This is a genomic window from Marinilactibacillus sp. GCM10026970 (assembly GCF_042660675.1).
Taxonomy (GTDB): domain Bacteria; phylum Bacillota; class Bacilli; order Lactobacillales; family Carnobacteriaceae_A; genus Marinilactibacillus.
Genome location: NZ_JBHSUL010000035.1, coordinates 1 through 12936, shown reverse-complemented (window position 1 = coordinate 12936; position 12936 = coordinate 1). Strand labels below are relative to the sequence as shown.

12 protein-coding genes are annotated in these 12936 nt (G+C 36.5%); 11 read left to right on the top strand and 1 reads right to left on the bottom strand.

Translation table 11 applies throughout. The features are described from left to right. Positions 1 to 5 precede the first annotated feature (5 nt). From ACFP65_RS11795 to arcA, 8 genes are all read left to right on the top strand, one after another. Positions 6 to 2804, top strand: a complete 2799-nt coding sequence (locus ACFP65_RS11795) for a helicase C-terminal domain-containing protein (RefSeq protein ID WP_379918844.1) — start codon at positions 6 to 8, stop codon at positions 2802 to 2804. Between the two features lie 95 nt (positions 2805 to 2899). Next, positions 2900 to 3373 carry a DUF5590 domain-containing protein gene (locus ACFP65_RS11790; protein ID WP_379918842.1) on the top strand — a complete coding sequence of 158 codons (474 nt, stop codon included), beginning with the start codon at positions 2900 to 2902 and terminating at the stop codon, positions 3371 to 3373. Positions 3374 to 3408: 35 nt separating this feature from the next. After that, positions 3409 to 4704 (top strand): asparagine--tRNA ligase, encoded by a 1296-nt coding sequence (asnS, locus tag ACFP65_RS11785; protein WP_379918840.1) that lies wholly within the window; start codon positions 3409 to 3411, stop codon positions 4702 to 4704. A gap of 23 nt (positions 4705 to 4727) precedes the next feature. Continuing rightward, positions 4728 to 5441, top strand: a complete 714-nt coding sequence (locus ACFP65_RS11780) for a DnaD domain protein (protein ID WP_379918838.1) — start codon at positions 4728 to 4730, stop codon at positions 5439 to 5441. A gap of 21 nt (positions 5442 to 5462) precedes the next feature. Continuing rightward, on the top strand, positions 5463 to 6122 hold the full coding sequence (gene nth, locus ACFP65_RS11775; protein WP_379918836.1) for an endonuclease III: 660 nt from the start codon (positions 5463 to 5465) through the stop codon (positions 6120 to 6122). A gap of 128 nt (positions 6123 to 6250) precedes the next feature. Further along, a complete protein-coding gene (locus ACFP65_RS11770) occupies positions 6251 to 7522 on the top strand; it encodes an aminotransferase class I/II-fold pyridoxal phosphate-dependent enzyme (protein WP_379918834.1) in 1272 nt (423 codons plus the stop codon). 4 nt (positions 7523 to 7526) lie between these two features. Further along, the gene (locus tag ACFP65_RS11765) at positions 7527 to 7847 is read left to right on the top strand and encodes a YtxH domain-containing protein (protein WP_379918832.1); all 321 of its coding nucleotides are present in this window, start codon (positions 7527 to 7529) and stop codon (positions 7845 to 7847) included. A gap of 232 nt (positions 7848 to 8079) precedes the next feature. After that, positions 8080 to 9309, top strand: coding sequence for an arginine deiminase (arcA, locus tag ACFP65_RS11760; RefSeq protein WP_379918830.1), 1230 nt, complete (start codon positions 8080 to 8082; stop codon positions 9307 to 9309). Between the two features lie 62 nt (positions 9310 to 9371). Here arcA and ACFP65_RS11755 read toward each other — a convergent pair whose 3' ends face one another. Beyond that, positions 9372 to 9803, bottom strand: a complete 432-nt coding sequence (locus tag ACFP65_RS11755; protein WP_379918828.1) for a DUF2188 domain-containing protein — start codon at positions 9801 to 9803, stop codon at positions 9372 to 9374. A 116-nt stretch (positions 9804 to 9919) separates the two neighbouring features. Here ACFP65_RS11755 and ACFP65_RS11750 point away from each other — a divergent pair, with 116 nt between their 5' ends. The 3 genes from ACFP65_RS11750 (at position 9920) to trmL (ending at position 12831) form a co-directional block, all read left to right on the top strand. Beyond that, positions 9920 to 10747 carry a methyltransferase domain-containing protein gene (locus ACFP65_RS11750; RefSeq protein ID WP_379918826.1) on the top strand — a complete coding sequence of 276 codons (828 nt, stop codon included), beginning with the start codon at positions 9920 to 9922 and terminating at the stop codon, positions 10745 to 10747. Between the two features lie 383 nt (positions 10748 to 11130). Further along, positions 11131 to 12282, top strand: coding sequence for a tRNA epoxyqueuosine(34) reductase QueG (gene queG, locus ACFP65_RS11745; protein WP_379918824.1), 1152 nt, complete (start codon positions 11131 to 11133; stop codon positions 12280 to 12282). A 39-nt stretch (positions 12283 to 12321) separates the two neighbouring features. Continuing rightward, entirely contained in the window at positions 12322 to 12831 is a 510-nt protein-coding gene (gene trmL, locus ACFP65_RS11740; RefSeq protein ID WP_379918822.1) for a tRNA (uridine(34)/cytosine(34)/5-carboxymethylaminomethyluridine(34)-2'-O)-methyltransferase TrmL, read from the top strand. Positions 12832 to 12936 lie beyond the last annotated feature (105 nt).

Here is a 12936-nt window from a genome sequence, read left to right as displayed (position 1 = left end):
GGAATATGAAGAAAGATCAAATTTATGCAATTGTAGATATAGAATCAACTGGTGGAAGTATTGGTAAAGATCGGATGATTCAATTTGCTTGTGTACTGATGAAAAATGGAGAAATCATTGAAACTTTTGACACCTTCGTAAATCCTCTTAAAAGTGTCCCTAAACGTATCCAAGAATTAACAGGCATTCATCCTAGAGAATTAAAAACAGCCCCTTATTTCGAAGATATTGCCCTTTTACTTCGTAATATGTTGGAAGAAACGATATTTGTTGCCCATAATGTTGCTTTCGACTTTCAGTTTTTAAACGAAGAGTTTAAAAGAGTTGGGGTTTCTGAACTAAAGATTCCTGCAATAGATACGGTGCAACTTTCCCAAGTTGTTTTTCCAACATCAAATAGTTATGCGCTTCAAGAAATCGTTGAGTGGCTTGGCTATGATCTGGACCGTCCGCACAATGCACTTTTTGATGCAGAAGCAACTGGATTTTTGTTGAACCAGATAGACTCAAAACTCCGAACACTTCCTCTTACAACGGTGGAGAAACTAGCAGAACTTTCCGTTTACTGTATCGCAGAAACACGTTTATTTTTTGAAGAGGCTTTAGAAGAAATGAAGTCACAAGCGACAGATTTAAATCAGCAATTAATTGTCGTTGAAGGCATTGCAATTCAAGATCCTTCAATCTCAATAAACGCTTATAACCATAGAACTGATAAGCAATATCCTGCTTCTTCGCTAGACAAGATCAATTTATTGGATGAACAGTATTCTAAAAGAGACGTTCAAGAAGAAATGATGGATAGCGTTTATCATTATTTAAAAGACTCTTCTCCAAAGTCTGGTCTGGCAATTGAAGCTCCTCCGGGTACGGGAAAATCTCTTGGTTACTTATTACCGGCCAGCTTTGAAGCAAGTCCAGAAGATCCCATTTTAATTAGTACTAAAACAACGGTGTTACAGCGTCAAATGATTGAAGAGAGTCTTGCTTACTTAGAAAGACTTGTACCTTTTGAATTAGCGATTGCTTCAGTAAAGGGGAGACATAATTATCTTTCCTTGGCCAGTTTTGACTATAAATTAAGCGTAATAAATAAAGAGGACATTGAAACGCTTTTCAGTATGCGCGTTCTGGTCTGGCTAACTGAAACAGTCACTGGAGATATCGATGAAATTGGTGCTGGTGGACATAGTAGCCATGATTTTTGGTCTGAGGTTCGTATAGGTAAATCTGAACTTTCAAAAAATCAAATGGAAAAATGGGTAGAGTATGACTTTTTCCTGCGTGCAGAAAAAAGACTCAAGCAAGCTTCTATTATCGTTACGAATCATGCTTTTCTCGTTCAAGACTGGAAAAAAGAGCAACCGTTATTTTCTAATGTCAAAAAGCTCATTATAGATGAAGCGCATTTCTTTCCTGACGTTATTCAAGACGCTGCTAATACCTCCATATCAGCTGGATCATTCGCTACGCATCTAAAAAAATTAGGTAGTCAAGATAGAGAACATTCGATTATGGCTATGCTTTATGATCTAGTGGCTAAAGATGTGATCAAAGATTATCAAGTGCGAGCGATTGAATCTAATCGGCAGTTATTTGAATCTGAATGGAATGACTTTATAGAGCAGTGGCTTAGTCAATTGTCGATACCTATTGAACCGATACAATCTATCGTTAAATGGAAAGAACACTCTATTCAACTATCGAACTTAACAATTTCTTTGAAGCGCCAACTTAAAGAACTGACGAGACTGATATACGAAATTGTCTATGTAGGAAATCACATTTATCAGAGCGGTGAATTAAACGCCGAAAATCTAACCGCTACTGAAAAATTCAATTTAGGTATTTTTAAAGAAATTCTTGATACCATTTCTTTGGATGCTCATCGCTTAAAAACGGTATTCAAGCAGAATGATCATGCAGATTATTCTTGGATTTCCTATTACTCTAAACATCCAGAAAAAACATTGAGATTTCATCGAGCGAGTTTTGAAGTAGAAGAAACACTGCAAAAACAATTAGAGCGTTACACCCATGCAATCTTCACAAGTAGTTCACTGTCATATGATGGTTCCATTGATTTCTTTAGAAAACAAATCGCTTCAAAAAGTCTAGAATTTATCGAACTTTCTTCACCGTATCACTATGACGAGCAGCTTAGGGTTTACGTGCCAGAACAAGCAAAATCTTTTTCTGATTATTCAAAAGAAGACTTTTTGAAATATCTGATTGATTCAATTGAGCAATCGGTTAAACAAACCTCGGAAAATGCTCTGATCCTTTTTAAGTCAAATGATTCTTTACAACAGGTGTATAGAGGATTACAGAACAAGAAATCGCTCGAAAAGAAATTAATATTAGCTCAAAATTTATCTGGAACGAAGTCAAAGCTGATCAAACAATTCAAGAAAAGTAAAAATGCCATTTTACTTGGTGCAGATACGTTCTGGGAAGGTATTGATCTTCCTGGTGAAACGTTAAAAATTGTCATTATTACGAAGCTGCCATTTGATTCACCAGACCAACCCTCCGTTAAACTAAGGCTGAAAAAATTAACGGATCAGAATCAAAATGCTTTTATTCAAGACATGTTACCTCGAGCTGTTATGAGATTGAAACAAGGCTTTGGACGTCTCATTCGATCCGAGAATGATAAAGGTGTATTGATTGTTTTGGATTACCGCTTTCTTCATTCAAGTTATGCGAATGTCTTAAGACAAGTTCTGCCTAAAGAAGTTGAAATTGAAAAAATAGACTTATCTCAAATGGCCGAGAAAGTAGAAAACTTTTTAGGAAAATAGTGAATGTACAATAGAATGTGTGACCGGATATTTATTTCCATTCATTATTTTGCTATACTTAGATAGTTGAAAATCTGGACTGCGAGGAAATCACTGTGAAAAAATTTTTTATAGGACTTTCTGTTTTTCTAATTGTACTCATTATTGGTTCAGTTGTTATATACAGACAATCCGTTGCGCTATACAACGATACTGAAGAACAAGCTATTGAGTACGCCATAGCTAACTCAGAAATCGTTTCAGCAACAGATTTTTATTGGTATAATGATACAGAAACAATCTTTACTGTCGTAGGTGAAACAGAAGAAGGTGAGTCTCTTATCGTGTTTACAAATCAGGAAACTCAGGAAACAACAACTCTGAATGTTTCAGATACAATTCCTAAACAGCAAGCTGTCCAAATGACTCGTGAAGCTAGACAGCCTAAGAAAATACTAAATGCTCGAATGGGTATTGATAATCAGAGACCTGTATGGGAAATCAGTTACCGTAACCAAAATGGACGATTAGGGTATTATATCCTTTCGCTGCAAGATGGCGAATGGATCCGCACAATCGATAATATTTAAATTTAAAAATTGAATTAGGATAAGGAGATTGAACATTGAAAAAAATCAGAATCATAGAAGCATCTAAGCATATCGGTGAAAAAGTAACCATAGGAGCTTGGATCGCAAATAAAAGATCAAGTGGGAAAATTGCCTTCCTACAACTAAGAGATGGATCTGCTTATTTTCAAGGTGTTGTTATCAAAAGTGATGTAGATGAAACAGTATTTGAACAGGCTAAAAATCTAACACAAGAAACTTCGGTTTGGATCACGGGTACGATTCAAGAGGATACACGTTCTAAATTTGGTTATGAAATTCATGTCGACGGTATCGAAGTCATTAGTGAATCTAAAGACTATCCTATTACACCGAAAGAACATGGGACAGAATTCTTGATGGATCATCGTCACTTATGGTTGCGCTCTTCTAAACAGCATGCAATCATGCAAATTCGTAATGAAGTGATTCGGGCAACTTATGAATTCTTCAACAAAGAAGGTTTCTTGAAAGTTGATCCTCCTATCTTAACCGGTAATGCAGCTGAAGATACAACTGAGTTATTCCACACGAAGTATTTTGAATATGATGCTTACTTATCTCAAAGTGGTCAACTATACATGGAAGCTGCTGCGATGGCATTAGGAAAAGTATTTTCATTTGGACCGACTTTCAGAGCCGAAAAATCTAAGACAAGACGCCATTTAATTGAATTTTGGATGATCGAACCTGAGATGGCTTTTATGGATCAGGATCAGTCTTTGGAAATTCAAGAACAATATGTTGCTTACCTAGTACAAAGTGTTCTTGATAATTGTGATATGGCACTTGACGTATTAGATCGCGATAAAGAATTATTGAAAAAATACACTCATTTACCTTATCCTCGTGTTTCATATGACGAAGCGGTTGAATTGCTTCAAAAAAATGATTTTGATACGACTTGGGGTGAAGATTTTGGATCACCAGAAGAAACGTTTATCGCAAACCAGTACGATCAGCCTGTATTCATTTTAAATTATCCAAAAGCAATTAAACCTTTTTATATGAAACCACATCCAGACCGTGAAGATATCGTTCTTTGTGCGGATATGATCGCTCCAGAAGGCTACGGAGAAATCATTGGTGGTAGTCAGCGTGAAGATAACTACGAGGCATTAGAAAAAGAACTTGAGAAGCATAACTTAGCAATCAAAGATTACGAATGGTACCTTGATTTGCGTAAATACGGTAGTGTCCCGCATTCTGGATTCGGATTAGGTCTTGAACGTGTGATTACTTGGTTATCAGGAACAGAGCACATTAGAGAATCCATTCCATTCCCACGTTTGTTGAATAGAATCTACCCGTAAAGTGACTTGGAAGGGTGAAAACGTTGAACGAAGCATTAATGAAAAAGTGGTTAAAGTCAAAAAACGTTTCGATTTCTACCCTTTTACTTGAAAATTACAAGAAAATTGGATTAACGAATGACCAGTTCGTTTTCCTGATACAATTAAAATCTTTTGTGGACCAAGGAGAAGGATTTCCTGATGTCTCTTTAATTGCAGAACGGATGGAGCTGACACGAGAGGCTGCTTTCAAAGAAATTCACAACTTGATCAATAAGAGTGTATTATCTATTGAAACCAAGACTGGACAAGATGGCAAGAGTCAAGATGAACTGTCATTTGATCTTCTATGGGAAAAGCTGATCTTGCTTATGAAACAAGATCAGGAGCGTCAAGAACAAGAAACCTCCCGGCTGTCTTCTAAGGATTTGTATAATTTATTTGAGCAAGAATTCGGTAGACCCTTATCTCCAATTGAAATCCAAACGTTAAATATGTGGATCGATGAAGACCATTACGATCCCGAACTTATTCAAATGGCTTTAAGAGAAGCGGTATTGAGTCAAGTTTACAGCCTGAAATATATTGATCGCATCTTATTAAGCTGGGAAAAGAAAAACATTAAGAATAAAGATCAAGTTCTTAAAGAATCTCAGAATCACAGAAATAATCAAAATAAATCAAATGACTCTGGTCAAAAGCAAGACACTGCTAAACCGGTGCCTATGTATGACTGGCTCAAAGAATATAAAGATTAAAGATTTAAAAAGGAGCTTTTCATGTCTGATAGTGAAGTTTTACTGACTAGTTCAGAGACAACTAAATTGATTGAAGCTATGGGAAAGTTATTTCCGGAGGCTAAAGCTGAATTAAACCACAAGAATTCTTTTGAACTGCTCATCTCTGTCATAATGAGTGCGCAGACAACAGATATCGCTGTAAATAAAGTGACCCCAGCACTCTTTGAAGCTTATCCTACCCCAGAATTGATGATGGAGGCTCCATTAGATGACATCATGAATAAAATCAAAACCATTGGACTTTACCGTAATAAAGCAAAATTCGTTAAAAACTGTTCTCGAGAATTGATAGAACGATTTGATGGGATTGTACCGTCTACACATAAAGAGTTGGAAAGTCTGCCCGGCGTTGGACGAAAAACTGCTAATGTAGTAATGAGTGTTGCTTTCGATAAACCAGCTATTGCCGTTGACACACATGTAGAAAGAATTAGTAAGAAATTCAATATTTGTTCGCAGCAAGCAACCGTCCGCCAAGTAGAAGATAGCTTGATGGAAAAATTACCAGAAGAATTGTGGAGTATTGCCCATCATCGTATGATCTTTTTTGGACGCTATCAATGTCCTGCAAGAACGCATGATCATAACCAATGTATTCAGCGAATCAAAGAAAATTTAGAATCAAAAAGCAGAGTATGATGTACTCTGCTTTTTTTTTAGAATGAAATTTAATTGAAGAATTTCTCTAATTCTTTTAAATACGTTATACTAATAGCATAAATCTTTCCATCATTTTACTTATTTAAGATCATTATAGGGGGATCAGTATGGATAATCATCAACAAACTTCGAGATTAGAACAAGTTCGAGAGCAATACAAGGCTTATCAAAATAGACCATTTGAAATTACGATAGCAAGGGGGATTCCGTCTACTAAGCAATTAGAGTTAGCAAAACCATTGTTAGACAAAATGGTAAGTTCTGATTGGCTTAGTGAAGATGAGCAAGATATTCGTAATTACGGCGGACTAATGGGGATCAAGGAAGCTAGATTACTATTTAGTAATTTACTAGGTACGTCGATTGAAGAAACCATTGTCGCCGGAAATTCAAGCCTTCAATTAATGTATAGTGTGCTCGTTATGCAAATGTTCACAGGAAAGTCAAACTGGAGTAATGAAGAAAAAGTTAAGTTCCTTTGTCCAAGTCCTGGTTACGATAGACATTTTTCTATGCTCGAAAGGTTAGGCATTGAGATGATTCCAGTAGAACTGACCGGTTCAGGACCTGATATGGAAATAGTAGAAAAAATTGTTTCACAAGACGCTTCCATTAAAGGGATTTTCTGTGTCCCTACGTATAGCAACCCTACTGGTGAAACGTACTCTGATGAAGTCGTTGAACGCTTAGCAGATATGCACACGGCAGCGGATGACTTTTTGATCATGTGGGACAATGCTTACACTGTTCACCATCTATTTGATGAAAAAGAACAAGCATTCAATATATTAGAAGCTTGCAAAGAAGCTGGTGTACCGAATCGTCCCTTTATGTTCGTGTCTACTTCTAAAATGACTTTTCCAGGTGCTGGTGTGGCGGCAGTAGGCGCATCGGAGACAAATATCCTAAAATTTGCTGAAGAGCTCAGCAAACAAATTATTAGTTTTGATAAGTTGAACCAGAAGAGACACGTGGACTTTTTGAAAGATCAAGAAACGATAGAGATATTGATGGAAAAACATGCAGACATCTTGCGTCCTAAATTTGAATGGATACAAGCGATTTTTGAAGCATACTTTGGAGGAGAAAGAAGTCAGTTTCTGAAATGGACAGAACCAAAAGGTGGATACTTTGTTCATCTTACAACCGCAAATGGTTGTGCAACCGAAATAGTGGACAAAATGGAGCAAATTGGAATACAATTAACACCAGCGAATGCAACTTATCCATACGGTATCAATCCTCTTGATAATAGTATCAGATTGGCACCAAGTTATATCGGATTAGATAAACTAGAAGTTGCCTTAGAGGCTTTGTGTACTTGTGTCGAGCTCGTAACACTTGAGAAATATGGAGAAAATTTTTTAGGAGGCGAATAACAATATGTCAAAAGGAAGTTTTGGATTAGGCGTTATTTTAGGGAGTACGATAGGAGTAGCTTCAGCTTATTTATTAGCTCAGAAATCTGGAGATGCGCTTCAAGAAGACATTAAAGATAAGGCAAATGAATCCAAAAATAAGATGGTTATCAAACTAGATGAAATGCTAGATGAAGCAGAAATTGCCGTATCTGAAAAATTAACAGATACGGAGTCATATAATCCACCTGTTCAATATGAGGTTACACCAGAGACGGTCGCTGCACCACCAGAAAATACGGCCCTGGTAGATGATCCTGTCGTTATACCTGATGTTAAACTATAAATGCCTTTAGTCTTAGATAAAATATAGAACTTTGATGAATGTACTTTCGACGCTTTCTAGCTCGAGGATGCTAAATCAAGGTTCTTTTATTGTTTAAAATTCCAATCATTATGTATAAAAATTCAAATAATAGCTTTAGAGTGAATCTTTTACCATTTTTTCCTTTTGATTGTTTTTCCAAGTAAAAGTCTTTATTATAATGATTATAACTACTTGCTACAGGAGGACAAAAATGAGTATGATCTTCAACGTGAAATCCGAAATCACTAAACTAAATTCTGTTTTATTAAAAAGACCCGGTAAAGAAGTAGAGAATCTGACCCCCAACACAATGCATGATCTTTTGTTTGATGACATTCCTTATTTACCAATAATACAACAAGAACATGATGCCTTTGCGCAACTTTTAAGAGATAATGGATCAGAAGTATTGTATCTTGAAAAACTTGTAGCAGAAGCAATTGACGCTGCAGGAATTAGAGAAATGGTTATTGATAAATTTATGAATGAGTCTGGAGTTTATGAGTCAGATATTACAAAGGAACTAAAAAATTATCTAATGACATTCTCTACGCAAGACCTAGTGGATAAAATTATGGGTGGTGTTCGTAATGATGAGATTGATATTGATTCGAACTCATTATCTTGGATAGCCGACCATGAAAAAAGCTCTTTATTTTTAATGCAACCAATGCCTAATTTGTACTATACGAGGGATCCTGCGAACATACTAGATAATGGAATTTCTATTAACAATATGACCTACAAGGCTAGAAAACGTGAATCTTTATTCATGGATATTATTGTTAAACATCATCCTGAATTCAAGCAATCTAACTTGGAAGTCTGGAGAGACAGAACCGTTTCTACCTCGATTGAAGGAGGAGATGTACTCGTATTGAGTGACGATGTTTTAGCAATCGGTATTTCCCAGAGAACTTCTGGTCTTGCTATTGAAGAACTGGCACGGACCTTGTTTGAAAAGCATGCGACCTTCTCAAAAGTTGTTGCAATTGAAATTCCTAGAGTTCGGGCAATGATGCACTTGGACACGGTTTTTACAATGATTGATAAGGATAAATTTACAATTCACCCAGGAATTCAGGGACTTGATGGTAAAATGTCTGTTTATATCTTAGAGCCTGGCAAGTCAGACGGTGATATCCACTTAAAACAACATTCAGATTTAACTGAAGTCCTTAAACAAGTTTTAAACCTACCTGAGATTGCTTTGATTCCTTGTGGGGGTGGGGATGCTATCGCTGCGCCTCGGGAACAATGGAACGATGGATCAAACACTTTAGCGATAGAACCCGGTGTAGTCGTCACATATAATCGTAATTATGTTTCAAATAATCTTATGAGAGAACACGGTGTTAAAGTATTGGAAATTCCTTCAAGTGAGCTGTCAAGAGGGCGTGGCGGCCCCAGATGTATGAGTATGCCTTTTAATAGAAATTAATCAAAGAATACCATCCTAGCCTTACCTGATAAGGTAGTCTAAGATGGTATTCTTTTAGAATTTTAAGATTGTTTTTTCCCGTCTTTAGTGTAGGAAATAACATTAGATTCTTTGTTGTCCGCAATTTCTTTGGCGCGATTTGTAGCATCCTTTTTTGTGTCAAACGTGGAATCTGGTCTTTTTGCATTTTTTGTTCGAACTTTCCATTCATTGTCTTCAAAGTATACCAGTACATCATTGTCTAGCAAATCGGCATTACTAGTATGTTCGTGATCGTCATCTTTTCTCGGTTTCTGATTCGAATCAAAAGCTTGTATTTCATCATGATCTGACTTGTCAAACCAGTCTTCTGCTTGGCTTATAGCGATTGGTATGGCACGATCTTCTGGGTAACCATTGTCCAATAAGGCATTCGCAATATCAATAGCCTTTTTGCGTACGACATTTTTTAAATTCTTCATAGCATCTGGATAGTCTTTAGTATCCCATGGCATACAAATCATCCTTTCATATTTTCTCTTTTCGTTATATCATGAATATAGAATTAAGACGAATATTTAGACTTCATGTTTTAAAATAATATGAAGGAAAATAAGTAAAAGAGGTTGCTATGAAAAAGATCGAAAAATCAGCTCATTTCTTAAGAGAAAATAGTGCGTTATTTCAATGTCCAGTATGTCAGGATAATTTCCTAGAAGTTAATAGTCATCAGATGATTTGTATTCAAGGCCATTCATTTAATCTTTCAAAAAAAGGAACGGTTCATTTCCTTTTGAAACAACCCCACAATGATTATAGTAGTGAAATGCTTAAATCTAGAAGAATCATTGCCCAAGATGGGCTTTGGCATCCAATGCTACAAGAAGTCCTCCAGACTGTTTCAAAAAAAGATGGGGTTCACATGGATGTTGGCTGTGGAGAAGGTTCTCATCTTCACCATTTACATGAGATGGGATTAGAAGGTGTAAAAATTGGTTTTGATATTTCTAAAGATGCCATACAGCTAGCAGCTGCTCTATATACTGAAGCATTCTGGAGTGTAGCCGACTTGGCTCGATCACCTTTTGCGTCAAATGCTTACGATACCATCTTCAACATTCTTTCTCCGTCAAATTATAGTGAATTTGATCGATTGTTGAAAAAAGGCGGTCAGGTGATTAAGGTTATTCCATCAGAACGTTATCTTATTGAGGTAAGAGAATTAACTGGTAATGACGAAAAAGCTTATTCTAATAAAGACGTAGTAGAAAAATTCTTTGATCACTATCCAGGTGCTGAAAGAATTAGTATTCAATATAAGCATGATGTGAAACCATCACTTGTTCCATTGTTGGTTGAAATGACTCCGCTAGGATGGAATGCATCTGAGCAAATTGATTTGAAAGGTTTGAAAAGTGTGACCATTGAAATGGAAATATTGGTTGGGACAAAAGCTTAACTTGGAAAAAATAACTGGATAATATGCTTTGTTTATATTTGCAGATGATTTTTTTGTAAACCCCTTTACTGAAAGTTCACAATATTGTTGAACTTTACCTTATTTTCGAGATTAATTCCGCCTGTACCTTGCATTCGCTATAGTCCAGTGTTATCATATGGAACATAAGCTGATTTGATTCATTGGTTTTTATCAGTCACCCCATCAGAAGCTGATAAAAAAATGTGAAATAGCAACAGCTTAATTAACGTATCGCTTCGCAGTGCTTGACACCGAGGCGATACGTTTTTTTGTGTAATTAATTTTACATTACGATATTTAAGTTTAAAGGAAAATAGGTTATAATTTATACCGATTCCCCATTATGAAAGGAGGTAGCCGTAATGACTTTAGCGCTTAAAGAAAAAATACAATTGAAGGCTCAAGAAATTGGAATAGATAAAATTGGGTTCACACATGCAGAGCCTTTTTATGACCTCGAAGATAAATTACATAAACAAAAAGAAAAAGGTCATACTTCCGGCTTTGAACATGATGTAATTGAAGAACGGATCTATCCTGATAGAATATTTTCTAAGCCTAAGTCCATTATTGCGATAGCTGTAGCTTATCCTTCAAAGATGGGTACCAAGCCTCCGAGAGTCAAAGGGGAGAGACGTGGAGAATTTGCTCGAGCGTCATGGGGAACGGATTATCACGATGTTCTAAGAGACCGAATGGACCGCTTAATTGAGTATATCCGAGAAGAGACAAGCTCAGAAACTGAGTTCAAGCCAATGGTTGATACTGGTGAACTAGTCGACGTTGCAGTAGCTCAAAGAGCAGGATTAGGATTTATCGGTAGAAATGGATTGCTGATCACAAAAGAATTTGGGTCATACGTCTATTTAGGTGAAATTATAACAAATATTGAATTTGATCCCGATGAAGAGGTCGCTTTCGGCTGTGGGGATTGTACACGATGTGTAACAGCTTGTCCTACTGGAGCATTACTCGGAGACGGACGGATGAATGCTCAGAAATGTCTTTCTTTCCAGACTCAGACCAAAGGCTATATGCCCAAAGAGTATCGTCGCAGAATGGGGCATGTCATTTATGGATGTGATATCTGTCAGATCGTATGTCCTTACAATAAAGGGATTGATTCTCATTTTCATGAAGAAATGGAACCCGAACCCGAAAAAACAATGCCGTTATTAAAACCTTTACTAACTATATCTAACAAAGAATTCAAAGAGACTTATGGAGAAATGGCTGGTTCTTGGAGAGGGAAGAAGCCCCTGCAGAGAAATGCGATTATTGCACTAGCCAATTACCGTGACCGTACAGCGATTCCAGAGTTACTGAAAGTCGTTGATCAAGATCCACGTCCAATGATTAGAGGAACGGCAGCTTGGGCCATTTCCATGATCTTGAAAAGGGAAGCGAATCCGGATGTGATCTTTTTTCTTGAGGAAGCTTTAGCTAAAGAAACGGATCCAGAAACAATTGAAGAATTCACTACAGCAATTGCTTCAATGAAGGAAAATCTGTAAAATATCATAAATGTATTTGAGAATTAAGGAGATAATGAAATGCCAAATCATATCGTATTATACGAACCACTGATACCAGCGAACACTGGTAATATTTCCAGAACCTGTGCAGGTACAAATACGCACTTGCATTTGATCAAACCGCTAGGGTTTAGTACCGAAGATAAACAATTAAAACGAGCAGGACTCGATTACTGGAACGAAGTTGAAATTACTTATCATGAAAATCTGGAAGCCTTTATTGAGTATGCAAAGAACGGGAAGTTCTATCTGATTTCTAAGTTTGCGAATAAGGTTTATTCAGATGAAAACTTCACAGATACAACGCAAGATCACTTCTTTATCTTTGGAAAAGAAACAACGGGTTTACCAGAAGCATTTATGAAAGAATATGAGGAAGATTGCTTGCGTATTCCAATGAACGACCAGCATGTACGTTCGTTAAATTTATCTAATACAGCGAATATTCTAATTTATGAAGCACTTAGACAACAAAAGTTCTTGGATCTTGAATTGACGCACACTTATGAAAATGACAAATTGAAGTAAGAAAAGAGGCTGGGACAAAAGTCCCTTAAAATATTCAAATACAAATAAACCCTGTAAGAATTGTGCTTTTTTACAATCCTTATAGGGTTTATTCTTGTTTATAAT